Source organism: Gottfriedia acidiceleris (assembly GCF_004138285.1).
GTDB lineage: Bacteria > Bacillota > Bacilli > Bacillales > Bacillaceae_G > Gottfriedia > Gottfriedia acidiceleris_A.
In genome coordinates this window covers 21182-45784 of record NZ_SCFN01000007.1, presented here as the reverse complement: position 1 = coordinate 45784, position 24603 = coordinate 21182, and the positions used below count along the sequence as shown (strand labels likewise).

Genomic DNA, 24603 nt, shown 5'->3' with positions numbered 1-24603 from the left:
TTAGTTTACATTAAACTTACAGATTTGAAACGTGTACGTCACGTAAGCATTGGATTGCACAGAAGCAATCTAAGTCAACAGTTACACAAGTGTTTGAAGCAACAAACATGTCGCCGTCTACTAGTTCACAGAAAGTGTTTTGGTTGTCATTTTTGTTGTTGTCTTTGCCGTCTCCAGTTTTAACAGGAACTAATGCTCTTAACACTGCACAGCAATCATCATCTACACTTTCAACACGGAAAACAACTGTATCTTGGCAATTGTTGATTTGAGCGTTTTTGTTTTGGTTTTGGTTTTGATCGCCACCATCACGTTGTTGTGCCATGATTGACATCATATTATTATTAAATGCTGGTACTCTAAATAATTCACCGTTTGCTAAATACAATAGGAAAGGGCGAGTATTTGCAAGTGGTACATTTGGGTTAGCACCTAAAAATGGAACGTCACAACCTGTTGGGCAAGTGTTTGTTGCGCAATCTTGTAGATCATTTATGAATTTTACAACGTCACATACGCAATGGTTTCTTTTTTTGTCGTGGTTGTCTTTGCAACTCATCATTTTCACTCCTTATCACTTTAGATGGATATTACATTACTATGATATTAAGCAGGCGAAAAACGGTTACTGAAGATTTTTGCTTTTTTAGATAAATGGGCTTAGGTGCAAGTAGTACAGCAAAAGCAGGAAGGACAAAGAAGAGCCTAGATTTGTAATAGGGGAATAAGGAGAGTAAAAAGAAAAGGGGAGGAGAAGGGTTGGAAGGGATAAGAGGAGCATAAATGTAGGGTAAGGAAGTGAGGTTATTTTATTCTTTATTACCCCTTGTATCTATATCCCTTGTCCTTCGTACTTAACATGGATATAAGTTGGTTAATGCTATTCATCTTAATTTTGGCAAGCTTTCGATTGACTCGTTTAGTTGTTCACGATAAAATAACAGCTTTTCTAAGAAGACCTTTTATTGATGAAATAACGCTTGAAGAGAATGGGATGCCAGTTACTTATACAAGGATTAAAGGAAGTGGAGTCCAATACTTTATTGGTGAGTTATTAAGTTGTACTTGGTGTAGTGGGATTTGGTGTACAGCGATCTTACTATTAATATATGTGTTCTTTCCACATGTGGGAGAGTTCATTATCATTTTATTAGCTATTGCAGGGGCAGCTGGCGTAATAGAAACGATTGTTAATAGACTGAATTCGTAATTTTAGGTAGAACGATTGAAAATTCCTTTCATATACTATTATGAATAAACTTTTTTAGGAGGGAAGATATGTATAATCAAGGTCAAGGTCAATATACACCTTATCAATGGCAGCAAATCCAACAACAACAACAGTACCAAATGCAACAACAACAACAACAAATGCAGCAACAAATGAATCAAGCGAACTATAACCCATATTACCAAGGAGCTCCTGCGGGCTATGTGCAAAAATCAGGTTGTGGCTGCGGCGGTAGAACAACTAGACGACGTTAATCCATAAAAATAAAAAAAGGTGAGCATATTTTTGCTCACCTTAGTTTTTTGTACAAAATTTGATTTTTAATAGTTGATCAATCTCATTTCTTATTAATAAAACGTCTAATTAATCTTGATGAATTTGCTTTTTTCCCTCTTCTTTTTTGAAGAATCGATAAGTATAATAGCTTTCTAGCTCTTGTACAAGCAACATATAGAAGGCGGCGTTCTTCTTCTAGTTGATCTAAGTTACCATTTTTTAAAGATTCTAAAGCATAATCATGAGGGAATCCCCCGTCTACAACACCTAAAATATAGACATAATCATACTCTAATCCCTTTGATCGATGAGCTGTTAAAAGCGAAATATTACCTTGCGATGACTGATTTTTTTTCTGCTTATATTCTTTAAATTTAGCAGAGATATGAAATGCGTGTTCAACAAACTCTCTAATTGATTTGAAATTTTTGCTTACGACCTTTAAATCTCTTAAATCATCAGAAGGTCGTTCGATTTTATTAGACTCATTTCCACGCTTTTTAATATAGTCCATAAATGCTGGACTTTCTTCAATTCGCTCAATTGCTTCTAATGGAGATGCGTGTTTTAAATAACGTAAAATCTTTATCAGGTTTTCAATTTTTTTAATTTGAAATGGTGCTGCACTTTTTATAGTAGTGAATGCTTCTAAGAAAGATAGATTTTGCATTACACTATTCATTTTTGCATCTTGAAATGCTTGTTGTTTTAGGAAAAAGACAGGTAATATTTCTTTTAATGCTGCTTGGTGGTCCTCATCTCCTATTAATAGTAAGAAAGAGATCATTTTTCGAATAATAGGTCGATCATAAAATGAGTCACCATCTTGATCGATTGTAAATGGTAAGCTTGTTCCAATTAATCGCTCAAAAACAGCCCTTGATGCAGTATTAGTGCGATACAAAATTGCAAATTGTCCTGGATTTGCACCGTTATTAATTTTTTCTTTCATATCATTAATAATCATCGTTGCTTCTTCTTCTTCATCGTATGGAAAGAAGAAAGAGGGTACTTGATCGTAGTCATATTGAGCATGCATTGATTTTACAAAACGGTTTTTATTAGGTTTAATGACTTCGTTTGCCAATGATACAATCCCGTGGGTGGAACGATAATTTTCACTTAAATGATAAATTTTAGATCCATGGAAATGCTCTTTAAAGTCTAAGATAAATCGAGGGTCACTTCCTCTAAACGCATAAATTGACTGGTCATCATCACCAACAGCCGTTATATTTTCTGTATGTTGAAAAAGGATTTTTAGAATATTGAATTGGATTTTATTAATATCTTGAAACTCATCCACTAATAAACATTTAAATCGATTTTGATAATGTAAAAGTAATTCATTATTTTCATTTAACATTTCAAAGCAACCGAGTAACATATCGTCAAAATCAAATTGTCCATTTTGCTTTTTTAATGATTCATAGCCTTCATAAAGAGAAGTGACCTGTTCTTCCCAAGTATCTTTTGATCTAATCTCATGTGGATAAACACAAGAGTTCTTCCATAAGCCTATTTGTTGAATAGCTTGGTCGTATGCAAATGACTTTTCATCAATTTCAAGTCGTCGACCAATTTGCTTTAACATGATCTCCTTTTGAAAATCTGATTTAATTAATCGGCTTGAATCCCATTTTGTACGATCAAATCGTAAAAGCATTTTATAGAAAATACTATGAAAGGTACCAATTTCCATCTGTTGAATAGGGTAACCAAGTCCTTTCATTCGTTCCTTCATTTCTGCAGATGCTTTTGACGTAAATGTCACGAGCATCATCTCATGCGGGTGTATACCACTATTCATTAAGTGCATTGCTCGAGTTGTAATAACTCTTGTTTTACCACTCCCAGCTCCAGCAAGTACAAGTAATGGTGAACCGATATGTGTAACAGCGTTCCATTGTTGAGAATCTAATGAAATTTGATTGATCACAAATTCATCCGTCTTTTGTTCATTTTTTTTATATGGTGGAATATTGTAAAAAGGTAGTCTGTTAATAAATTGATTTTCATCTGTTTTTTCGATTGTAGCTGTATTTGAGATTGAACGCTTAGTAGGTAGTTTAATAATACGATCGTTAGTATTTTCGGTAGTAGAATTATTATTTTCAAATCTAGCAACAATTTCTTGCTCCAACTCTACGTTATGATTCATACATGCTAGATTTTGCTCATTGTTTATATGATAAAAATGAGGAATATCATAAATAGTTAAAGTGAAATTTAATTTCTGATGGCAATTAACACATTTAACTTCCCCGCGAATACTGGCTTGATATATTTCCTCATATCTTGATCGAGGGAATTCTGGTAAATAGATTGATTGATTTTGATAGTTTGCAATTTTCATTATTTTCCCCCTTAAAATTAAAGCAGACTCATCTATGTTACCAAAAAGATTTGTGTACGAAAAGTGAATTTTAATGGGAAAAAAGTATCTTTTCATATGTATAGAACTAAATACATTAGTATGACCGTTGTTTGTCACATAGCCTCGTGTATAGTTTTTTAAATCCCCATGAAAAAACTATGATTCAATTGAATCATAGTTTTAAGTGTGTTTATAATTTTAGTTTCATTTCTGCATGTGGAATTCCAGCTTCAAAAAATATTTCGGAAGAGATTTCATAACCTAATTTTTCATAAAAAGGAATTGCGGATTCTTGTGCGTGTAGGACTAATTGATTTAAACCTTTTTCCTTTGCAGTTTTATGAATTAAGTACATAATTTCATTCCCAATTTTTTTTCCTCGATAGTTACTTAAAACACAGATTCGCTGAACTTTTCCAGTCGATTCGTTTAATCTAAGTCGACCTGCAGCAATCGGTTGTTCTCCATCGTATGAAACAAAATGTATACATTCTTCGTCAAGGCCATCAAACTCTAATTCTCTTGAAATTTGTTGTTCCTCTACAAAAACTTCTACTCTTACTTTAAGAGCGTCTTGTATACTTTCGTCTGTTGCTGCTACTATTGTGCGAATGCTCATTTTTTTGCTCCTAATTTAAATGTTTCATAAACTTCCCAAGCACCGTTTTCTAATTGGTAAACTAATTTAAAGTTATCTACAACCTCATTGTAACTAAATTGAATCATACGTAACTGGCCTAGAATATCAGCAAATTCAGCATCTTGTAATTGCTGACCAATTGTAATATGCGGTACGAATGCATAATCTTTTGTTGCAGGAAATTCTCCAGTGTGCATTTTTTCATGAAGCTCTTTTAATGCTTCAACAGGTGTAACTTTTAAATAGATGACATTATTAACTGGTGCAAAAGAACTTACTTTATTAATTTCCAATTCAAATGGTTCAATTTGACTCGCAATTTCATGTAATTGTGAAATAATATTTGGAAGTTGATCTTCACTTAATTCGAATCCACTTCTTAATGTAACATGAGGAGAGATTAACGTATAAGCTGGATCAAAACGTTTTCTATACTCATTAGCCTTCTCTTGAACGAAATTAGATGGGAAAATAACAACGCCACATTTCATAAAAATTACCTCCTGTTTACGATACTTTATATTTTAATTTGAAAAAATTAACGAAAGAAAAATAACTAATTTTAATTATACCAAATTTTTTGAAAATCGCTAAGTTTCGCGAATTATTTTGCTAAACTAATTTTTAATACATCTTCAAGTTGCTTTTCCCAGTTTGTCCAGGTATGGTCCCCTTCATATTCTGCATAATGTAATTCTACAGGGAAGTTAGTTAAATAATCTTTTAACTGTAAACCACCTTTGACAAAATTAACCCATTGCTTACTTTGTGTAAAAACATTTTCTTCTTGTTTTCCAACAGTTTGAACAATAGAAAGAATCGAATTTAATTTGGATTTCTCTAAAAATTCTATAACATCATCGTTCACAAATGGAGATTGCATAATGACTTGTCCAAAAGTATTAGGATATGTAAATGCAGCCTGTAATGAAACAGTACCACCTAATGAATCGCCGATTAATGTTCTGCTATGGGCTAATCCTAGTAAAGGTAAATGATCATCTAAATATGGAAGTAATTCTTCAGCTAAAAAACGAATATAATTTTTTTGACCCACTTGAGAAGGGTGGTATAGTTTAAAGCGCTCCTCTGGTGAAGAATATGGTATTCCCACAATGATTGTAGGTTGAATTGAACCTTCTTTTGTTAATTTTTCAATTACTCGATGAACTTTTCCTAAATTAAAATAATCTTGTCCATCTTGGGCAATTAATAAGTGATGTTTTATTAACGGAGTGTACATGCTTGAATAGTATATTGTAAATGTAATTTCTTTTTTTAAGTGTTCACTATATAATGTATGTTCTTCTCTAGTACCAATTGTTTGAATCATAAAATGTCTCCTCTTCTTTTCCCTAGGATGATATAATTAGATGTTACTTCATACAAAAAATTTAGAAAAGTAAAATGTATTAAACGCTTACAAAATAGTCTAAAAGAGGTGAAACATGAATAAAAAACAACCTAATGCAATGATGTCATTATTAATTTTGTCCATTGTTGCGATTTCAACTTCAGCTATATTAGCTAAATGGACGAATGCTTCTCCATCTGTTTTAAGCATGTATCGCCTCTGGTTTACATGTATATGGATGCTACCATTTGTATTGAAGCGAAAAAATGAATTAAAAGCTTTAAAAAAATCGCATTATAAATCATTCGCTTTAGGTGGATTAATGTTAGCTGTCCATTTTATTTTATGGTATGGTTCATTAGTTTTCACTTCAGTGGCGAGCTCAACTATAATATTAGCTCTTCAGCCATTAGTAGCAATGATTCTTGGTTTCTTTGTATTTAAAGAGCGAACGTCTATGCAATCTAAAATATGTATGATTATCGCAATTATTGGTGTATGCCTAATAGGATTCGGTGATATCGGCTTAAGTATGTCAGCGTTTAAAGGTGATATTCTTTCATTTTTAAGTGTAATTGCTGCAGTACTCTATTTAATGGTTGGACAAACAACCGTAAAAAATACATCTCATTGGGTGTATAGTTTTTGGGTATTCGCATTTTCAGCTGCGTTTTTAACAATCTATAATATCGTAACGATGGATAATTTCTTTGATTACCAATCAAAAGATTGGATCATATTTATTGCATCTGCCATTATTCCTTCATTAGCACATATTATAAATAATTATTTATTAAATTACGTAAATGCTACGACAATATCAATGAGTATACTCGGGGAACCAGTTGGTGCATCTATTTTAGCAGTTTTCCTTCTTCACGAAATGTTATCATCATTTCAGTTAATCGGCGGTACTATCGTAATTGTGAGTGTATTCTTGTACCTATATCAACAGCAAAAAGAAGTTTCATCAATACAAGTCAAAACAGATAATTCTTCATCAGCTTAGATCAACCAATTAAATAAAAAAATTATTTCATAAGGCTTTCAAATCTTTCATATGGTTTGAAAGTTTTTTTGTTTTTTAACTAAAAATAGGTAGAATAGATAATAGCTATTAGAAAAATATTCCATAAAATGTTATCCAGCTAATTAAAGGAGAAAAGAGCTACTTATGAAAAAAAAGAAGAAAAAAGCCAAAAATCCTCTCCATTATATATTTATTTCTTATATAATCATTACATTTTTATTTTCATTCTTATACCATCTTCCATTTACGCGAATTTCGAATATAAGTTATATAGACAGTTTATTTGTTTCAACTAGTGCGATTAGTGTGACGGGGTTAACAACAGTAAACTTAGTTGAGACATTTAATGTGTGGGGTAAAATACTATTAATGATCCAAATGGAAATTGGTGCAATTGGAATTGTTGTTTTTATTAGTTACGGTTTTATGATGCTCGGTATACGGATGACGATTTCAAATTTACTAGTAGTTTCCAAGGACCAAAATCAAAGTAGTATTAAGTCAATTAGAAGATTAAGTTTGTCAGTTTTATATACATCATTATTTTTTCAATTCATAGGTGGGTTATTTTTTTACAGTCAATTTAGAGAAAAATATAACTCAGTAAAAGAAACTTTACTAGTTACAGCATTCCATTCTATTGCAAGTTTTACAAATACAGGTTTTGATTTATTTGGAAATAGTTTAATTTCGTTTCAAAAAAATAATTTAGTTCTAATTGTAACTGCGGCGTTAATTTTTATAGGTGGATTAGGATATCCGACTATTATGGAGTACATCTATAAATACAACAAGAAGAAATCCTTATTTACAAGGATTAATATGCGACTGCATTTTTCATTTATGATTCTTGGAACAATTGTTTTTTGGCTTTTAGAAAGAGGCCATGCATTTAAACATTTAAATTTTTTTGATCAACTAACAAACTCATTTTTTTTATCGGTCACGAGTCGAAATGGTGGATATGCACCTCTTGATATTGCAGAACTAACATTGCCTGCGATATTAATACTTTTAGTGCTGATGTATATCGGTGGAGCTTCATCGAGTGCAGCAGGAGGTATACGATTAACAACAGTTTCAGTGTTAGCTGCAAAAATGTTTTCAGTTATTAAGTCACAAGACGATACTATTATTTTTAGAACGAGTGTAAAGAAAGAGGTAGTTGACCGTGCATTTGTGATCGCGATGAGTTTTATTATTTTAATTACATTTGCAACAATCTTTATTTCAGTTTTTGAACCGTTTCAATTAGACTTAATTTTACTAGAGGTTATTTCGGCAATTACAAATACAGGATTATCATTAGGAATTACTACAAATATTCATAGCGTGTCAAAAATTACATTAATTTTACTAATGTTTATTGGAAGAATTGGGATCTTCACGCTGATTTATTTCGTACTTCGAGTAGATAATCAAAAATTAAAATATGTTGAAAAAGACTTAGCAGTTGGGTAAGGAGGAGATTTTATATGCCAAAGCAATATTTGGTAATAGGTGCTGGACGTTTTGGTCGAGGAATTGTAAAAGAGTTTGATCGATTAGGCCATGAGGTTGTAGTTTGCGATAAAGAAAAGACGACATTAGAGCAATTAGAAGAGTACACAGAATACGCTGTAATTGGCGATTTGCGTGAAGAGTCTATTCTTGAAGACTTAAATGTGAGTCAATTTGATGCAGTATTTGTAGCGATTGGAACGGATTCTTTAGCCTCTATCTTAATTACGAGAAGGTTGAAAGAGAGAAAAGTAAAAAGAATTATTTGTAAAGCGAATAATCGTGAAGTTGGTGGGATTTTAGAAAGTATTGGAGCGGATTTAGTAATCTATCCAGAAGAGGAAGCTGGACATAAAGCAGCACGCATGGAAGCGATGAGTGGAATAATTGAATACATCGAAATTACAAAAAATATTGCAGGAGTTGAAACGGTCATCCCTGAGAAATTAGTTGGTAAAACATTAAGAGAAATGAGTTTTTCGATGAAATATGGCATAACTGTTGTCCTAATCATCCGTGACGGTGAGCCACTGGTATCACAAATTGGAGATGTAGTTTTTCAAAGTGGTGATTTAATTTTTATTGTAGGAGAAAAATCAAAAATTGAATTGTTTAAGAAGAAAGTTGGATAAATTTATTTAGGGCTCAATTACATTTACCTATTTGGAACGTTTAAACGTCATAATTGAATATACTAATCCTAAATGACTAATCAAGGATTGGTGTTTTACAATGAGCCAAGTTATGGAGGTTATTGGGGCATGGGTGAATGCGATTGGAACAATTAGTTCAGCAATTAGTAGTACACCCATGAGAGGATTAAAAGGAGAAAACCGAAAAAGATGGGAGGATATAAGTTTTCATCTAGATTTTGGTGGAAATTCCTTTCAAGCAATCGGTAATATAATAGAAGCTTTTTTAGGAGAACCTAGTGTATTAGAAGATTCAGGTGAAATTATCCAAGCTTCAGGTAATGTCACTGTATTATTTAGTTTATTAGCTGCAGGAGCAGAGGAAGAAAAAGTAGAAGAAGAAAAAGACGCAGACCGAGCAATCAAATTAAATATAACAGGGAATGCACAACAAGCTTTTGGTGGACTAATTGCAGCCTTAGAGGAATTTAGCGATGAGGAATTTGATGTATCTGGTTTTATGGGAAATTTTTTACAAGCGATTGGAAATACATTACAAGTATTGGCTGGTTTCGTAGAGCTAGAAATAGAGGATTTAAAAGATTATTTAAAAGAAACTGGGCAAGTAGAACAACCAAGTGATTTATCCGATGGGATCATATTTGACGTACTTCAACAATACCATGGTGTCCCAGAATATCATGCTAGTGAACTTTCTGACGGAATCATATTTGATGAAGTACAAGAATATCCAGGTAGATTACTCGAAGAGGATGCTAGTGACCTATCAAATGTAGAAGTATCTAATGAAGTCGAAGCGCATAATGCCAAATCACCTGTAGTTGTAAATGAAGAAATTTTAAATGAAATAGAGAATCTTTTTGGTAGATTACCAGATTATGAACCAATTGATGAACTAGATGAAACGATTCTAAGTCAACAAGATGAATCAATTTCTAGCGAACAAGGAGGGCAAAGTGATCTATCGGACGGAGTCATTTTTGATGTACTTCAACAAGTTGCAGAAGAAACTGAAACAAACCCATTAGTTAAGGAATACGAAGAACTAGCATTATTATTAAAATATAGTGGAAGTTGGATTCAAGCTGGTGGTTCAATCATATCTGTTTACTCTGAACAAAAAGAGTTATTTAGTGCGAATGCTGAACAAAAGGAGCTAGAGAAAAAAGCAGTAGAAGAGAACAAAAACTCAAAAAGAAGAAATAGACGGAAAAAATCGGCGGGAAATAAGTTCGAATCAAATCAAGAGAAAAGGAAAACCTCGGAATATACAGAGATAAAGAAAAAGAGCTAACAAAAATAAGTTATAGTGTGGATGTTAGTTCTAGATACATAGAGTGGAGAAAAAAGCATGTCCTTTAAGGAGTTTAAAATAATCTTGTGGAAATAGTAAGGGTACATGATATTTATTAGCAGTGATTGCACATTTACAAAGGAATCATAATATTCAATAGTAAACGATTTCAGAATTTTTGTTTACATAATAGGCAAACAGGAAAATATTAATAGTAAAGGGAGTGTACCTTCACCATTTTTGGTTAAGGAATATTAATATTTAACTATTGGAGAGATGGCCTATGAAAAGTAGAATGATTAAAATCGTTAAAAACTATAAAGTTCAGACGTTTGTATTTGGTGTGGGTGTTTTATTATTGTTCTTAACAATTGTGATTGGTAGTATTCTATTAAGCAATATACCAAGAGACAAAGATATGAGATGGAAAGATTTAATGCATACAATAAGCGATATAGAAGCAAAGTCGAATAGATGAGCATTTTTCAAAAATGGAAAATATATTCAAGTGGACTTATATTCGAAATTTTTTGTTAAATATTTGTTGAAGAGTATTAGACAAAATAGTATAATAGACTTAATTAGAGAGAATGATTTCTCCACATATATTACGATTCCATAGCTCAGCTGGGAGAGCACTACCTTGACAGGGTAGGGGTCGCTGGTTCAAGTCCAGTTGGGATCATACCTTGCCATAACAGCGTTGGCACAATAGTTTGTCAGAACAAATTGCATGAAGAGTTGCAATCAAGTTTTGACCGAAACACCCCGTACTTTCTAAATTTTAGAAAGAGCGAGGTGTTTTTTGTTGTCTTTAAAATTTTTTGATGAAAAAGTAAAAGTAGGCAAACGTCAGCCACATATCCGAAAAGATACAAAAGTTAAGAAAAGTGATACTGCTAAAGTGGTATTTGAAAAATTTCTCGAGGCAAAGAAGAAGCAGAACTTAAGACCACAATCATTGAATCAATTTATTTTTTTATTCAATAGTATTGAATCATTTCATGCAACTAGAAGTGACAGACCATTTAATCTATCAAACATAACAACAAATTTTATATCTGATTACGTGTATTGGCTAAAACATGAGTGTGTTAAATTCGATGGAAATAAATATGTACCAAACTATGCGAAAACTAAAGGATTAGCAGATGCTTCAATACAAAGTAGAATTAAACGCTTAAAAACATTTATTAATTGGTGCTTGAAAGAAGAAAGAATAAAAGTGAATCCATTTAATAAATTTGAAGGATTTAAGCAAAATGCAAATGAAATTGACATTCTTACACGAGATGAAATTGATAATTTATTGAAGGTGGCTAAAAATTACTCAAAAAAATCGTACAAGCATTTTCGTGATTATGTGTTATTACATTTATTAGTTGATTGCATGTTTCGTATAACTGAAGCTTTATTGATTGCACCAACAGATATTGATCATGTGAATAGAACTATTATAATACGTTCAGTTAATGCTAAATCTCGTAAAGCTCGCATTATACCATTGAGTAATAAGACATATCGTTTAATCGTGCAATTAATTGAAGAAAACAAAGCATTTGAAGATCAAACAGACGATTTAATATTCTTAACCTTAAGTGGTAGGATGTTGAGCAAAAATAATTATTTACGAGATTTAAAGAAATTGGCGAAAGAAGCTGGTATCAAAAAAAGATTCTACCTACATTTAATTCGTCATTCTGTAGCAACTCATTATTTATCTGCTTCAGGAGACATTGAAAGTCTAAGGAAAATACTAGGTCATGCAGATTATCGAATCGTTCAAAATTATATTCATATGTCTGATGATACTTTAATAAAAAGACATTCGAATCATGGATTTTTCAGCAATGAAAACAGTTCAACAAGAAAAAGAAGTAATAAATTATTTTAAAAAAACCTCTTAAGAGAACGTTTGTTCTATGTTAGAATAAAAATAAAAACGAATGGGTCAAAGAGTTGGCGCTCTACCATTCGTTTCGGACAATAACTCAAAGAGTTATCATGTTTATTTTAGCATGTTCTCCTCTTTGTGACAAAGGAGAAAAATAAATGTTAATTAACGGAAAAGTAGAAGAATTGAAACGATATTCGAAAGTGAATTATGTAGCAGGAAAATTCATCGAAAAAGCTAAGGAAGTATGGGAATATAGCGAATTACAAATCAGAAGCATCTATTTAATATCTGACCTTGCTAAAAATGACAATGGCGTATTTTCTGTAGCTTACAGCACATTCAAGAAAATGTTCGAGCAGCGTTTTAAAATGGAAATCTCATTATCATCGGTAAGACGATTTTTCGCACTTATGGAGAAATTAGGGTTGTTATCAAAAAATGAAGCGAAACGTAAAAACAATTCTCAATCGGCAAATGTGTATATTGTTGAGCAACAAATGGAGTTACAACAAGATGAACAACCTCTTGAGCACCCATCTGAAGACCTAAATATTTCTTTTCAAGAAATAAACGATGAACATAAAACTTTAAATAATAATGTTGTTAACAGTGTTGAACAATCGGAAATAATAAATGATGTATATTTGGAATATCGTTCAAAAGGCGTTAATAAATCCGTATTTCAAAAAGTATTGAGTCAGATCCTTGAGAAAAAAAATATTCGTAATTTAAAAGCATATATTAAAAGTGCATTAAACAAAGTTGTTGAATATGTACATAAACGTATTGTAGATAATGTTTTAATTCATTAGTCAAAACTAAAAGTCGAGATACGGCAGCGCTTAATATACGATACCTGTCTCTTTGATAGGAAATCTTGTTACTCGTGGTTCTAAAAAAAGAGCAGACTATGTTTTGTTTTATAAATCAAATTTACCTATTGCTATCATTGAGGCTAAAGATAATAAACATTCAGTTGGACATGGTATTCAACAAGCTATTGGATATGGAGAAATGTTGAAAGTACCTTTTGTGTATTCTTCAAATGGGGATGGTTTTGTTTGGCTCATTTAAAGTAAAATGTTGATATTTAATATTTGAAAAAGGACTGTCTAAAATTGGACAGTCCTCTTACGATCTAATACAACCAATGCATGCTTTAGTTAAATAAGAAAATTCCATATGTTAGTTAATTTGTTTAAATGGTCTGAAATATAATATATATTATAATCACAACAATTACTATTTTAATAAAGAATTGTTTCCAACTAGTTGTATCTCCCATGCTATTATTAGATATGTTTCATCAATGACTTAGACTAAATCTTTCTTTTCTATGTTTCGAATTGAATAGTATCCGATATACAAACCGAACAATCCTAGTGATAAAGGAACTGCTATAATTGAAAATAAGGTAAAGTCCTCACTTGTTGAATTCAAAATTGTAGCGATAAGAATTGAAGATACAATGGTTGCAGGCGACGATTTACGATGCATGCCAAAGAACAGAGGAATAAGACTGATACCTGCTGTCGCAATAGCATTCATAAAAGCAGTCAATAAATGTCTTGAGATATCTTCTAATTCGATCGCTCCCGGTAGAATATTAAAATTCACGTCCGCTAAATTAACGAGGCCTTCTAGAAATAATGTTGAAAACAAAACGTTGACAAAAGTAAAAACAAAAACGATTGTTAACTTTGCGGAAATAATTTTTTTGCGTTTAATGGGATAAGTGAATAATACATCTATTGATTTATTTCTAAATTCATCTATTATTAATTTCACAATAATTACTGATGCAAAAATTGTAAATGTTGTCCGTACCATTGCACCTATTATGCTGACCGCCATATCGAAACTTTCAAAAGGTATTCCACCATCTATCTCTATAAAAAACATCATACTGAGAAGTGCAATAAATGCGATATTGCATATAGAAACACCTTTCCAGTAGTGCCATAATTTAAATTTTTTTATTTCAAGATTAATAAGTTTAAGCATGGATCACGCCCCCATTGATCATCTTTAAGAAATAATCTTCTAATGTATTATCTTTTTTATTGATTGACTCCACTAATACACCATTTAACACAAGGGTTTTAGATATCTTCCCTTGAGTTGTGTTCATGTCATAGATACGAATGGTAACATCATCGAGTATTTTAAAATTCGTTATGTACAATGATTCTTTTATGACGTATGACGCTTTTTTCACATCATCCGTTTTTAACTCTATATACTCTGTATTTTGAAGACGAATTGTCTCCATTAATACTTCCTCTACTAACGTTCCGTCCTTGATTACTCCGATGGTATCGGCAATTTGTTCGATTTCTCCAAGAATATGACTGGAGATTAATAGTGTCATTCCATAATCCTTACTTAACATTTGAAATAGATTTCGAAATTCCTTAATTCCTACAGGGTCTAAGCCATTTGTTGGCTCATCTAAAATAAGGATTTCAGGCTTTGTAATAATTGCTCTAGCTAAGCCAAGCCTCTGCTTCATCCCTAAAGAGAAATCTTTGACAGCCTTTCCTTCAAAATTTTTTAGTTGTACCATATCAAGAGCCGTGTCGATCGCACTTTTGTTGTAGTAACCCATATAATCGGAGTGTAGCTCTAAGTTTTCCCGTGCTGTTAACTTGTCATAAAAAACGGGATATTCAATTATGCTCCCCATGCGCTTCAATATTTCATAAGATTTTGGGGTTACTGTTTCGCCAGAAATAATAATTTCCCCACTCGTTGGTTTGATTAAGTTCATAATCATTTTCATAACGGTTGTTTTTCCTGCACCGTTCGGACCTAAGAAGCCATATATTTCGCCTTTTTTGACATGCATATTCACATTGGAAACGACCGTGGTACCTTTATAATTTTTGGTAAGATTATTTGTTTGAATAATATAGGTCATGTTTTTCCCTCCTTCATCTTTTAATCTCATTCTATCGATGAATGTTTTCTTTTCTCTTAACCATTTCTTACAAAATTCTTAAGTATTACAATTTCGACTAATACGTCATACGCTTCAATTCAATGGTGAAAGTGGTCTTGTGATTGGGGATGCTTACTAATGAAATCTTTCCGCCCAGTTGTTCGACTAATCTTTTCGTTATAGTTAAACCTAATCCACTACCTTGATAGAGTTTATTTCTTGAATCTTCCATTGTGTATAATCGTTCAAAGACTCGATCTTTACCATCTTCCAGAATGCCCTTTCCCCGATCGAAGACGTCTATGTAAACCTTATCCTCTGTACTTCTTAGGTGTAACCCAATTACCTTTCCATCTGAACCATATTGAAGAGCATTAGAAATTAAATTATTTAAAATCCGCTCAACCGCTCCTTTATTTCCCCAAATAAAATTCTGTTCATTCGGAATATTAATAGATACGTCAAATTCTTTTTTTGTTAGTATCTCATAATAATCCAGAATTGTTTTTTTGCAAATCTCTCCTAATTCAATTTTGGACATTTCAAGATGAACATCATTGGATTCAAGTTTAACAAGATCAAAAAAGCGATTGATTAACTCTAAAACTTCTTCTGCTTTTAAATGAACAGTTTGTAATAAGGATTTTTCTTTTTCTTGATTAATTGTTTCATCGTGTAAAATGATTTCAATATAACCTAGAATGACAGTAAGTGGCGTTTTTAAATCGTGCGAGATATTCGAGAGCATTTTTCTCATTGAGCGTTCAACAGAATGAAAATTGGCCACGGTTTTCTGGTTGTGTTCTAAGAGGCGATTGATTTGAATTAATAAAGATTTCATTTGAGAGTTGCTTGTGTAAAGTAGAACATTTTCATCAGTTTGTTGTTCAATGATGGATTGAAGCTTCTTTTCGACATAGGAAATTTCTTGATTCGCCACTCTTTGATGTTGAACTAAATAAATATTAAAAATTAAGGAAGCTGTTAGAAATAATACAAGAAGATAAATCATGTTAAAATTCCCCCAATTTATAACCAATACCCCATAAAGTCTTTAAATATTTAGGATTAGAAGGATTATCTTCTATTTTTTCTCTGAGACGTCGAATATGTACATTAATAACATTTTCATCACCATAGTATTCTTCTTGCCAAACAAGGCTGTAAACCTGTGCTTTTGTAAATACTTGATTTGGTCTTGTAATAAATAGTTTTAAGATATTAAACTCTTTTAACGTAAGCTTTACGTCATGACCACATTTTTTTACAGAATAGTTTTTCATATCAATGATCAAATCACCTAGTTGAATAGTTTCTTCTTGGTAAGTCGGATTTACCACTTGATTGGTTAAGTCCAAATAATGTTTTTCTCTTCTAAGAATGGCTTTCACCCTAGCGACAAGTTCAATCATTGAAAATGGCTTTGCAATGTAATCATCTGCACCGAACCCTAGACCTAACGCTTTATCGACGTCTTCTCCTTTTGCAGACATAATTAAAATTGGGATCATACTTTTGGTTCTAATAATCTTTAAGCATTCCATCCCATCAATTTTCGGAATCATAATATCAAGTAAAATTAAGTCAAAATTTTGTACTTCAACTATCTGTAATGCCTCTTCACCATCAAAGACGGTGGAAACTGCATATCCATGTTTCACCAAAGTATCCTTTATCATTTCACTAATGTAGTGATCATCTTCTACAATTAAGATTCGATTGTTCATAATCCCATCCTCAACTTTTATTCTGGTTTTTCATAAAAACTATATTAATACACTAAAATACTCCCAAGATAAAAATATCTTAAGGAGTAGTAGTAGAATACAATATTTCACATGTAAATTTCTCCACTTTTGAAATCCAGAGTAATTTTTATTTTTTGATATTCTACATTACACATTTTATATGTGACTAGCTTTAGTTGCTTAAGAAGTAAACGTAAAATCTTTTAACTATTGACTGAAAATGTGGTTATATCCCAATGTTTCGAACTTGTTTTTTTATTTGCTTTCCAACCAGTCTTTTTAAGTTCTTTAGCAATCAAAATATTAAAAAATCCATGTCCGACCAATACAATATCAGTATGTTCTTGGGCATATTTTATTAATAATCTTGATGCTTTTTCAGCTCTAATTTTTGCGTCATTCAATGACTCGCAGTTACTTGAATAACCACAAAACCATAGACATCTTAAAATTACTGCCCAAAAACTGGGTTTTAGCCTCAATCCAAACAAATTTGTAAAAGGAGTAGGTAATTCCGTTTCACGAAACAATGGATCTGCTTTAGATGAAATATCATAAGGATTCAAAAACTCAGCTGATTTAATTGTTCTTATCAAATCACTCGTAATGATTACTTTCGTATTAGCTACTATTTTTAGAGTTTCTGATGGATAAGTCTTTTCTTCAGAGACCCCATTCTCATCATACTTTTGTATCCAATTTTTAAACTCTTTACTTGTTATTGGCTTATCTTCAGTCCACAGAGATTTACCATGTCTTATTAATGAAATTTTCATAGCAGACTCCTAAAATTATTTTCTAATACCTATTAAACTAACTCATTACTTTAATTGAAGAATAAATTTACCGTGCACTTATTTTCTTCTGACTTTTTCCTACAAAATAAAAAGAACAAGCTAAAAATATAAGACCTAGTCCCACACCAAATATCATCGAGAGCTTAAGAACATTTTTAAGTGCTAAGCCACCCATAATTGAGGCAATAAACAAAAGTAAAAATAGTACGGTTTATTTATTTTTCATAGTTAATAAACTCCTAAAAATTAATTACTGACTGATTAATTTTACCATATTTTGGAATGAATTTAGTTATTCTTTAAAACTTCTTGTTCAACTAAACTGCCAGTTAATTGAATAAGAAAGTAAAAATTTCTGGTCAGTGGTTAACGTAGATTGGCGAATACCTTAATTTGTTAAATGATGTTTGCAAAGGCCTGTAAGGGCATATACCTCTTAATATTAGATGTAGTGACATCGTACCCCATCATTTCAAGAAAATGGAACCATGTGATATCCATTTACATTTTGGATATGATAAAGGCCTTTAATGACATGTCCAGTCGTTTTTGAATGGATTTTATAAAGATCAAACTTTTTTTTTTGATAGGTCATGTAAGCTCGCCATGTATCTGCAAAAAGGATACTATCTTGCTGAAATAAATGTCTAATTGATTCTACGACTTTCGGTTTCACGATTCCACAAAAAAGCCACCTTTGAAACGGTTTATTTTTTCTCATTTTATAGCTACTGATTTCGAATTTGTAGATTTCTTTTTTATAATAAAATTTAGTTTTTATATAAAGATTTTTTCTATTATTCTTTTTTTCTATTATTCTGGTATTTATTTCTTAGATTTGGGAATACTAAAATTATCATATTTGAGAGGTGGATGAATGATGAAAGAAGAGATTAAAAAATTATTTAGTGTAATGAATGATACGGAAATTGTACAGGTTTATAATTACTGGTTGGATGAATTAAAAGAAAGAAAAATTATTAGAAATAATAATGTCGTTGGGGAAATAGGTGAATATTACGCACTTAAATATTATAATGAAAATCCTGAACTTCCCAATTTAAAATCTGTTCCAATAGGTACAAAGCATTTTGATGCAATTAGTATAAATGGAGATCGATATAGCATAAAGGCAACGAGAAATAAATCAACAGGTGTATTTAATGGATTAAATGATATTAATACAGATATACCTGAAGAACAGCAATTTGAGTATGTCATAATTGTACAACTTAATTCGGATTATTCAGTTAAAGCAATTTATGAAATTAATTGGAAAAACTTTTTACATCATAAAAAGTGGAATAGTTCGAAGAGAACATGGAATTTAAGCCTATCTAAACATTTCGAGAAAGATGCAAAACTAGTGTTTTAATCTTCAGTTATGCTTTCATTATTAAATAAAATTAAAATTTTACCAAGAATTTCCTTACAATCTTAATCAATTCAATATAATAGTATTAACTCCGAAAGTTAAATATTGTTGCTATGACAGTCAGCCAGCGTTCCGTTAATTCGATTCGTTGGCTGGCATTTTTTGTATATACACCATATCTATTTTGTACATATTTAACTTGTGCAATTCCATAAGATGCATAAATCCTATATCAATCATATCTATTTTATATGCATTCATTGGTGGGCAGAATATATACAAAATATTTATTTGATGATCCGAATATAAACATTAAATATGTATAACTTGGTTACTTGCATAATGAGTAGCGAAGAGTTGTTGGTTAACCACTACTAATGGTGGGCTATTTGAATATTAATATTCAAAAATAGGATAATATGAAATCTTCCTTACAAAATAAAAATCGTCAATAAAATAGTAGTAAATACTATTTTGGAGGACGAAATGAAAAATAAGAAAAAGCATCCATTGTACTTTAGATGGAAAGCCATGTTAGATAGGTGCTATAAATCAAACAATAACAAGTTTAAATATTATGGAGCCAAAGGTACAACAGTTTCAGAGCGTTGGCATGATTTTGATAATTTTGTTTATGATGTAGATACTCGATTAAAAAATGGACAATTTCTTTACGAAAAAGAACATCAGCTCGACAAAGATATTAAGGTGGAAACATATATTCATTGGAAAATTGTGTGGTAGTTACTGCTGAGGAAAATAGGAAATTTGCATACCAAAAACAACAGAAGAAAATAGTTGCGTTGGCGCAAAATGAAACAATTCAATTTGTTTCAGTATCTGAAGCAAGCAGAATATTAAACATTCCAAGGAATACAATTCAACTTTATTTGAAAAATGAGAAACAACATTCAACTGGATTTTATTTTAAATATTATAGTTAAAATCTCTTGTAGTGTTTCGATCAAATGCGGTATAATTGGCACAATAGAATGTACGGAACGTGATTGTGCCAACGTTTAATCAATCACAAAATCTCAATTGAGTTAACGAATCCTTGACAGGGTAGAGGTCAACGGTTCGAACCCGTTTGGGATCATATAAATAAGCAGGCTCAAACCTAAGTGTATCAAGGGTTTGGGCTTTTTCTTTATTTTCAGTTACTTCCATTTTTTGTAATGAATAATATGCATTGCACAAAGACTGCACAGAAACTTCACGAACATATTAATTTGAACCAAATTTTTCATCAAAACGATCAGCTGTATTCTTCTGCATTTCTTCATTTGAATGTGAATAAATACCAAGTGTTGTTTCAACTCTTGAATGGCCCAATCTCTCGCTAACGATCTTCGGGTTCTCGCCCATTCTCATTAATATTGTCGCATGAGTGTGGCGCAAATTATGAAATGGAATGACAGGCAAATTCGCTTTTTTGATAAGCTGTTTAAATTTACGAATTAAATTTCTAGGCTCTAAGTAATTTCCGTTCATTGCACAAACTACTAAATCGAGATCTTTAAAGTTCTTTATTTTTAACTTCATCTGATCCTGAGTGGTCTTATGCTTTTGTAATGAATTAATGACGCTTTCTGAAATAAAGATTTCTCGAAGCGAATGATCGGTTTTTAACTCTTTTGCAAGAAGTCCTTTATTTTTCGATCGTACTAAGTTTTCTTCAACATAAATGACGCCTTTTACTAGATCAACGTTACGCCATCTAAGAGCTAAAATTTCACCTCGACGCATTCCAGTAAAAATAGCTAATTGAAATGGGATTAAATAATTTTCTCGTTCGCACACCTCTAAAAAAAATTTTGCTTCATCAACTGTCCAAGTTTGTTTTCTAGTCTTTGAAATTCTTGGAGGTGTAGCTTCCTTTACCGGATTAGTTTTTATCAATTCCCATTGCAAAGCCTTCTGAAACGCTTTTGATAAAATGTTATGCATTATTTTTACATATGCGTTGGATAAACCTTCATTTAATTTTGAAGCATAAAACTGATCAATGTCGTATGTTGTGATTTTAGCTAAAGGTGTTGATTGAAAATAAGGAATTATATGGACAAGAATTATTGTTTGAGCCTTTTCAAAACTAGTTATTTGAACTTCACTTTTGTATGTTGAATTGACCCAACTTGTAATGAAGTCTTTAAATAGATCTTTCGAAGGTTCAATGAAAATTCCTTCTTCAATTTCATTTTTAAGCTTAGTCATTTCTTCTTGGGCCTCGCGTTTGGATTTAAATCCGCTACGGTAAATTTGTTTACGATTACCTGTTTTTGGATCTATACCTGCTTCGATTCGAAAACAAGAGTCCACATCGACGGGGAGGTTTGGCACCTCGATGTCGGCTCATCGCATTCCTGGGGCTGTAGTCGGTCCCAATATAAAAAAAATTATAAATAAATATGATAATTATTACATGAGAGACATGAAGAAACCGAACTTTAATTTAGAAGATTATTATGAAATACATATTGAAGAACGGTTTACTGGTTCTGAAATTAGGGATTACTGTCCAGTTGCAACAAGCGTAAAGAAGGAGTATTTTCAGAAATTAGTTGAAACATTCAAATTCCTAAAAGGGAATTTCTTTTTAATTTTATACAAGTTTTTATACAAAAAAAGACGGGAAATAAAATAAGTAATGCTCTTGGAAGGCTTGCTATTATGTAAACTTCACATGAATACAATATGCATAATTTTTATTCTTTTTTGGAAATGTAAAATTGTACCATTTATAAGAAGAAATGTGGAAAAATGAGAAGTGAGGTGACCTGCGATGATTACTAGCCCCAAAGACCGTATTACAACAATTCAAGTAGTTGTTATCATTATCAATTATATACTTGGAACGGGAATTCTGACCTTGCCACGAACAGCTACAGAGAAAGTGAAAACACCAGATACCTGGTTAACTGTAATTTTAGGCGGGCTGATTGCGATGGTGGCAGGAGTTATTATGGTCAAATTAGGACAACGGTTTCCAGGAAAAACCTTTTATCAATACAGCCAAGAAATTGTAGGGAAATGGATGGGTAAGTTACTAAGTCTAATCCTTGTATGTTATTTTGTAATGATGGGTGGATTTCATATCCGTGCATTAGTAGAAGTAACAAGTTTATTTTTGTTGAAAGGTACCCCATCTTGGGCCATCGCGATGCCATTTATGTGGACAGGTCTCTATTTAATTATGGGTGGCATAAATCCGATTGCCCGTCTGTTTGAAATTATTTTCCCCATTACGGTCGGCGTTTTTTTGGTGATTACTTTTATGAGTTTTAAAATATTTGAAGTGGATAATCTGCGCCCGGTACTGGGGTTGGGGATCATACCCGTACTAAAAGGAATCAAAACAACGGCTCTCTCATATATAGGTTTTGAAAGCCTGTTGATTATAATGGCGTTTATGAAACAGCCAAACCAAGCAGTAAAAGCTGTTTTAGTTGGAATTTTCATCCCACTGATCTTTTACGTGATAACTATCGTAATGGTCATCGGTGCACTATCCGTCGATGGTGTGGTAACCAAAACTTGGCCAACGATTGATCTCATGCGAGGTTTTGAAATGCCTGGTTTGCTATTTGAACGGTTTGAGTCTTTGTTGCTTGTAATATGGATTATGCAAATGTTTACTTGCTTTAACGTTAGTCATTATGCTGCTTCTTTGGGGCTTGCCCAACTCTTTAAAAAAAACATTCATCCATTTATGTTTGGCTTACTTTCGGTTATTTATATCATTTCCATGACCCCGAAAAATACGAATGACCTATTTAAACTTGGGGATACGATGGGCAATGTTGCGTTTTTTTTATTTGGTATACAACCGCCACTACTTCTGCTTGTCTTAAAATTGAAAAAGAGGATGTATAAAGCATAATCATAACAAAGTATGGTTTCTTTTAGTCTTACTGTTAGTTCTTTTGCTTCTGTCTCTTATTAGGTGTTAGAACAACAACGAAATTGTTGTATTAAACTTAAGGCGAAAAGTTTTAAAGTGGAATGGAATAAATTCACTGAAGATGCCTGGTCCGTTTGACCGCTATTCAACTACTATGGAAGTAAGATATAACCTTCCATTTACTGTGGTGAATCTGAGGATTCATGGTTGGCTAACGCATGCGTTAGTTCAATAAGATCTTATTTTTTTACAACCATCTCAAATCTTGAATAAATATAAAAAAAGAACACAGGCACAATACTAAAAACTATTTCACTACCTAAAGTTGTTTTGTTTGTAAAAAAACGAATGTTTAAAATCAATAGAAAAAATAAATACAAAAATAATGTACCTATTGAATCTAAAAAAAATCGACTAAATAGCCGATCATTTTGTTCAACTAATGATGGGAACTTTTACTGATTATCTCTCTGTTAACCAAGAAGATATTGCATTAAAACCTAAAAATTTAAGTTTTGAAGAAGCCGCCTCCATCCCTCTAGTCGGATTGACATCCTACCAAGCTTTACATGATATTCTGCGAATTGAAAAAGGACATAAAATATTAATACATGCAGGATCAGGGGGAGTAGGAACATTTGCTATCCAACTTGCAAAACATATGGGTGCTTTTGTCGCAACTACAGCTAGTGATGGTAGTGATTTAGTAAAATCTCTTGGCGCTGACGAAGTTATTAATTACAAGACAGAAAAATTCGAACATTCGATTCGTGACTACAACGCAGTTCTTGATACCATTGGGGGGGCGACGTTAGAGAGATCATTTGTAACATTAAAAAAAGGAGGAAAGATTGTTTCTATATCTGGAATCCCTAATGGTCGCTTTGCTAAAGAAAATGGATTTAGCTCATTGAAAAAAACCTTATTTTCAATTGCAAGTTATAAACTTACGAAGCTAGAAAAAAAACATAATGTCCAATACACGTTTCTTTTTATGAAGCATAGTGGAGAGCAGTTGAAAATTTTAACAAAAATGTTAGAGTCAGAAGTGATTAAGCCTACACTTGATAAAGTTTTTATTTTCGAAGATGCCCAAAAAGCATTGGAGTATGCAGAGGCGGGAAGAGCAAAAGGAAAAATAGTACTTAAATTAAAATAATTAGTCTTATCTAACAAACCTTTCCTTAGGTAGAAAGTGTTTGTTTTTTTAACTTATCGAGGTTGCTTATAGAACTAACGCATGCGATAGTTGAAGATCAAGAGCAGCCATTGGCTGGTTTTTTATTTAGGTATTTGGCAGTTTAGTTGCATAAGAAATGATAAAATAGTAAGTCAATAATTGATAATTTTTTAAAAAAACCGAATTATCTTGACAATTATCGAATGGATTGATATGGTTATAAAAAAATATTTCTTATCCAGAGAGGTGGAGGGACTGGCCCTTTGAAGCCTCAGCAACAGGTCTGCTTAAGTAGACACTGTGCTAATTCCAGCGGGTGATAACCTGATAGATGAGAGCTTCCGTTTTTATTTGTCAGTAGCGCACTCTTTTTTAGAGTGCGTTTTTGTTTTTTCTGGATAGTAAC

General features: G+C 32.0%; 25 protein-coding genes, 1 tRNA gene, 3 pseudogenes and 1 riboswitch. Of the genes and pseudogenes, 17 read left to right on the top strand and 12 right to left on the bottom strand.

Going from position 1 to position 24603, the window contains the following annotated elements:
• Window positions 1-16 precede the first annotated feature (16 nt).
• On the bottom strand, window positions 17-559 hold the full coding sequence (locus EP747_RS12170; protein WP_129690308.1) for a CotY/CotZ family spore coat protein: 543 nt from the start codon (window positions 557-559) through the stop codon (window positions 17-19).
• A 300-nt stretch (window positions 560-859) separates the two neighbouring features.
• Here EP747_RS12170 and EP747_RS12165 point away from each other — a divergent pair, with 300 nt between their 5' ends.
• Both EP747_RS12165 and EP747_RS12160 read left to right on the top strand, forming a co-directional pair.
• Entirely contained in the window at window positions 860-1210 is a 351-nt protein-coding gene (locus EP747_RS12165; protein ID WP_129690306.1) for a DUF1360 domain-containing protein, read from the top strand.
• Between the two features lie 68 nt (window positions 1211-1278).
• Entirely contained in the window at window positions 1279-1485 is a 207-nt protein-coding gene (locus tag EP747_RS12160; protein ID WP_129690304.1) for a cytochrome C oxidase subunit III, read from the top strand.
• A gap of 83 nt (window positions 1486-1568) precedes the next feature.
• Here the strand turns inward: EP747_RS12160 and EP747_RS12155 are convergent, their stop codons facing one another.
• The 4 genes from EP747_RS12155 to EP747_RS12140 all read right to left on the bottom strand — a co-directional run bounded on the left by EP747_RS12155 (window position 1569) and on the right by EP747_RS12140 (window position 5857).
• Entirely contained in the window at window positions 1569-3863 is a 2295-nt protein-coding gene (locus tag EP747_RS12155) for an ATP-dependent helicase (RefSeq protein WP_129690302.1), read from the bottom strand.
• Between the two features lie 211 nt (window positions 3864-4074).
• Window positions 4075-4503, bottom strand: coding sequence for a GNAT family N-acetyltransferase (locus EP747_RS12150; protein ID WP_129690300.1), 429 nt, complete (start codon window positions 4501-4503; stop codon window positions 4075-4077).
• Window positions 4500-5015: a YjcG family protein gene (locus EP747_RS12145; RefSeq protein WP_129690298.1), complete on the bottom strand. Its 516-nt coding sequence runs from the start codon at window positions 5013-5015 to the stop codon at window positions 4500-4502. Before EP747_RS12145 ends, EP747_RS12150 begins: the two co-directional genes overlap by 4 nt.
• 113 nt (window positions 5016-5128) lie before the next feature.
• The gene (locus EP747_RS12140) at window positions 5129-5857 is read right to left on the bottom strand and encodes an alpha/beta hydrolase (RefSeq protein ID WP_129690296.1); all 729 of its coding nucleotides are present in this window, start codon (window positions 5855-5857) and stop codon (window positions 5129-5131) included.
• A 115-nt stretch (window positions 5858-5972) separates the two neighbouring features.
• Here EP747_RS12140 and EP747_RS12135 point away from each other — a divergent pair, with 115 nt between their 5' ends.
• The 9 genes and pseudogenes from EP747_RS12135 to EP747_RS12095 form a co-directional block, all read left to right on the top strand.
• Window positions 5973-6887 (top strand): DMT family transporter, encoded by a 915-nt coding sequence (locus EP747_RS12135; protein ID WP_129690294.1) that lies wholly within the window; start codon window positions 5973-5975, stop codon window positions 6885-6887.
• A 165-nt stretch (window positions 6888-7052) separates the two neighbouring features.
• Complete coding sequence (locus EP747_RS12130) at window positions 7053-8369, top strand: TrkH family potassium uptake protein (RefSeq protein WP_129690292.1); 1317 nt, start codon at window positions 7053-7055, stop codon at window positions 8367-8369.
• Window positions 8370-8383: 14 nt separating this feature from the next.
• Window positions 8384-9040, top strand: a complete 657-nt coding sequence (locus tag EP747_RS12125; protein WP_129690290.1) for a potassium channel family protein — start codon at window positions 8384-8386, stop codon at window positions 9038-9040.
• Between the two features lie 100 nt (window positions 9041-9140).
• Entirely contained in the window at window positions 9141-10355 is a 1215-nt protein-coding gene (locus EP747_RS12120; RefSeq protein WP_129690288.1) for a DUF6944 family repetitive protein, read from the top strand.
• 283 nt (window positions 10356-10638) lie between these two features.
• Window positions 10639-10833 (top strand): hypothetical protein, encoded by a 195-nt coding sequence (locus tag EP747_RS12115; protein ID WP_129690286.1) that lies wholly within the window; start codon window positions 10639-10641, stop codon window positions 10831-10833.
• A 134-nt stretch (window positions 10834-10967) separates the two neighbouring features.
• Window positions 10968-11040: transfer RNA gene (locus EP747_RS12110), tRNA-Val, on the top strand.
• 123 nt (window positions 11041-11163) lie between these two features.
• Window positions 11164-12249 carry a tyrosine-type recombinase/integrase gene (locus tag EP747_RS12105; protein WP_129690284.1) on the top strand — a complete coding sequence of 362 codons (1086 nt, stop codon included), beginning with the start codon at window positions 11164-11166 and terminating at the stop codon, window positions 12247-12249.
• Between the two features lie 158 nt (window positions 12250-12407).
• Window positions 12408-13064 (top strand): hypothetical protein, encoded by a 657-nt coding sequence (locus EP747_RS12100; protein ID WP_129690282.1) that lies wholly within the window; start codon window positions 12408-12410, stop codon window positions 13062-13064.
• 58 nt (window positions 13065-13122) lie between these two features.
• Window positions 13123-13314: pseudogene (locus EP747_RS12095) on the top strand (type I restriction endonuclease); the annotation flags it as partial.
• Window positions 13315-13566: 252 nt separating this feature from the next.
• Here EP747_RS12095 and EP747_RS12090 read toward each other — a convergent pair.
• From EP747_RS12090 to EP747_RS24855, 6 genes and pseudogenes are all read right to left on the bottom strand, one after another.
• On the bottom strand, window positions 13567-14256 hold the full coding sequence (locus EP747_RS12090; RefSeq protein WP_129690280.1) for an ABC transporter permease: 690 nt from the start codon (window positions 14254-14256) through the stop codon (window positions 13567-13569).
• Window positions 14249-15172 (bottom strand): ABC transporter ATP-binding protein, encoded by a 924-nt coding sequence (locus EP747_RS12085; RefSeq protein ID WP_129690278.1) that lies wholly within the window; start codon window positions 15170-15172, stop codon window positions 14249-14251. Before EP747_RS12085 ends, EP747_RS12090 begins: the two co-directional genes overlap by 8 nt.
• A 97-nt stretch (window positions 15173-15269) precedes the next feature.
• Window positions 15270-16205, bottom strand: a complete 936-nt coding sequence (locus EP747_RS12080; RefSeq protein WP_129690276.1) for a sensor histidine kinase — start codon at window positions 16203-16205, stop codon at window positions 15270-15272.
• Between the two features lies 1 nt (window position 16206).
• A complete protein-coding gene (locus tag EP747_RS12075) occupies window positions 16207-16920 on the bottom strand; it encodes a response regulator transcription factor (RefSeq protein WP_129690274.1) in 714 nt (237 codons plus the stop codon).
• Window positions 16921-17144: 224 nt separating this feature from the next.
• Window positions 17145-17717, bottom strand: coding sequence for a phosphoglycerate mutase family protein (locus EP747_RS12070; RefSeq protein ID WP_129690272.1), 573 nt, complete (start codon window positions 17715-17717; stop codon window positions 17145-17147).
• 409 nt (window positions 17718-18126) lie between these two features.
• A pseudogene (locus tag EP747_RS24855) lies at window positions 18127-18417 on the bottom strand (IS1595 family transposase); the annotation flags it as partial.
• Between the two features lie 201 nt (window positions 18418-18618).
• Between EP747_RS24855 and EP747_RS12060 the strand changes: the two are divergent.
• The 3 genes from EP747_RS12060 (at window position 18619) to EP747_RS24845 (ending at window position 20057) form a co-directional block, all read left to right on the top strand.
• Window positions 18619-19113 (top strand): DUF6998 domain-containing protein, encoded by a 495-nt coding sequence (locus EP747_RS12060; protein ID WP_129690268.1) that lies wholly within the window; start codon window positions 18619-18621, stop codon window positions 19111-19113.
• Window positions 19114-19599: 486 nt separating this feature from the next.
• On the top strand, window positions 19600-19857 hold the full coding sequence (locus EP747_RS24850; protein ID WP_235832867.1) for a hypothetical protein: 258 nt from the start codon (window positions 19600-19602) through the stop codon (window positions 19855-19857).
• On the top strand, window positions 19839-20057 hold the full coding sequence (locus EP747_RS24845; protein WP_235832865.1) for an NUMOD1 domain-containing DNA-binding protein: 219 nt from the start codon (window positions 19839-19841) through the stop codon (window positions 20055-20057). The genes EP747_RS24850 and EP747_RS24845 overlap by 19 nt, the downstream gene beginning before the upstream one ends.
• Window positions 20058-20340: 283 nt before the next feature.
• Here EP747_RS24845 and EP747_RS12050 read toward each other — a convergent pair whose 3' ends face one another.
• Window positions 20341-21456: a site-specific integrase gene (locus EP747_RS12050; RefSeq protein WP_205753827.1), complete on the bottom strand. Its 1116-nt coding sequence runs from the start codon at window positions 21454-21456 to the stop codon at window positions 20341-20343.
• A 4-nt stretch (window positions 21457-21460) separates the two neighbouring features.
• On the opposite strand from EP747_RS12050, the gene EP747_RS24520 reads away from it, so the two are divergent.
• The 3 genes and pseudogenes from EP747_RS24520 to EP747_RS12040 form a co-directional block, all read left to right on the top strand.
• A complete protein-coding gene (locus tag EP747_RS24520; protein ID WP_205753826.1) occupies window positions 21461-21760 on the top strand; it encodes a hypothetical protein in 300 nt (99 codons plus the stop codon).
• A gap of 138 nt (window positions 21761-21898) precedes the next feature.
• Window positions 21899-22996, top strand: coding sequence for a spore germination protein (locus EP747_RS12045; protein ID WP_129690264.1), 1098 nt, complete (start codon window positions 21899-21901; stop codon window positions 22994-22996).
• 466 nt (window positions 22997-23462) lie between these two features.
• Window positions 23463-24176, top strand: a pseudogene (locus tag EP747_RS12040) (NADP-dependent oxidoreductase); the annotation flags it as partial.
• A gap of 252 nt (window positions 24177-24428) precedes the next feature.
• Window positions 24429-24535, top strand: a riboswitch (SAM riboswitch).
• Window positions 24536-24603 lie beyond the last annotated feature (68 nt).

Excerpts from the sequence above, each read along its gene's own strand:
- EP747_RS12170 (WP_129690308.1), bottom strand. The coding sequence starts at position 559 with ATGAGTTGCAAAGACAACCACGACAAAAAAAGAAACCATTGCGTATGT.
- EP747_RS12165 (WP_129690306.1), top strand. The coding sequence starts at position 860 with ATGGATATAAGTTGGTTAATGCTATTCATCTTAATTTTGGCAAGCTTT.
- EP747_RS12160 (WP_129690304.1), top strand. The coding sequence starts at position 1,279 with ATGTATAATCAAGGTCAAGGTCAATATACACCTTATCAATGGCAGCAA.
- EP747_RS12155 (WP_129690302.1), bottom strand. The coding sequence starts at position 3,863 with ATGAAAATTGCAAACTATCAAAATCAATCAATCTATTTACCAGAATTC.
- EP747_RS12150 (WP_129690300.1), bottom strand. The coding sequence starts at position 4,503 with ATGAGCATTCGCACAATAGTAGCAGCAACAGACGAAAGTATACAAGAC.
- EP747_RS12145 (WP_129690298.1), bottom strand. The coding sequence starts at position 5,015 with ATGAAATGTGGCGTTGTTATTTTCCCATCTAATTTCGTTCAAGAGAAG.
- EP747_RS12140 (WP_129690296.1), bottom strand. The coding sequence starts at position 5,857 with ATGATTCAAACAATTGGTACTAGAGAAGAACATACATTATATAGTGAA.
- EP747_RS12135 (WP_129690294.1), top strand. The coding sequence starts at position 5,973 with ATGAATAAAAAACAACCTAATGCAATGATGTCATTATTAATTTTGTCC.
- EP747_RS12130 (WP_129690292.1), top strand. The coding sequence starts at position 7,053 with ATGAAAAAAAAGAAGAAAAAAGCCAAAAATCCTCTCCATTATATATTT.
- EP747_RS12125 (WP_129690290.1), top strand. The coding sequence starts at position 8,384 with ATGCCAAAGCAATATTTGGTAATAGGTGCTGGACGTTTTGGTCGAGGA.
- EP747_RS12120 (WP_129690288.1), top strand. The coding sequence starts at position 9,141 with ATGAGCCAAGTTATGGAGGTTATTGGGGCATGGGTGAATGCGATTGGA.
- EP747_RS12115 (WP_129690286.1), top strand. The coding sequence starts at position 10,639 with ATGAAAAGTAGAATGATTAAAATCGTTAAAAACTATAAAGTTCAGACG.
- EP747_RS12100 (WP_129690282.1), top strand. The coding sequence starts at position 12,408 with ATGTTAATTAACGGAAAAGTAGAAGAATTGAAACGATATTCGAAAGTG.
- EP747_RS12090 (WP_129690280.1), bottom strand. The coding sequence starts at position 14,256 with ATGCTTAAACTTATTAATCTTGAAATAAAAAAATTTAAATTATGGCAC.
- EP747_RS12085 (WP_129690278.1), bottom strand. The coding sequence starts at position 15,172 with ATGACCTATATTATTCAAACAAATAATCTTACCAAAAATTATAAAGGT.
- EP747_RS12080 (WP_129690276.1), bottom strand. The coding sequence starts at position 16,205 with ATGATTTATCTTCTTGTATTATTTCTAACAGCTTCCTTAATTTTTAAT.
- EP747_RS12075 (WP_129690274.1), bottom strand. The coding sequence starts at position 16,920 with ATGAACAATCGAATCTTAATTGTAGAAGATGATCACTACATTAGTGAA.
- EP747_RS12070 (WP_129690272.1), bottom strand. The coding sequence starts at position 17,717 with ATGAAAATTTCATTAATAAGACATGGTAAATCTCTGTGGACTGAAGAT.
- EP747_RS12060 (WP_129690268.1), top strand. The coding sequence starts at position 18,619 with ATGAAAGAAGAGATTAAAAAATTATTTAGTGTAATGAATGATACGGAA.
- EP747_RS24850 (WP_235832867.1), top strand. The coding sequence starts at position 19,600 with ATGAAAAATAAGAAAAAGCATCCATTGTACTTTAGATGGAAAGCCATG.
- EP747_RS24520 (WP_205753826.1), top strand. The coding sequence starts at position 21,461 with ATGTCGGCTCATCGCATTCCTGGGGCTGTAGTCGGTCCCAATATAAAA.
- EP747_RS12045 (WP_129690264.1), top strand. The coding sequence starts at position 21,899 with ATGATTACTAGCCCCAAAGACCGTATTACAACAATTCAAGTAGTTGTT.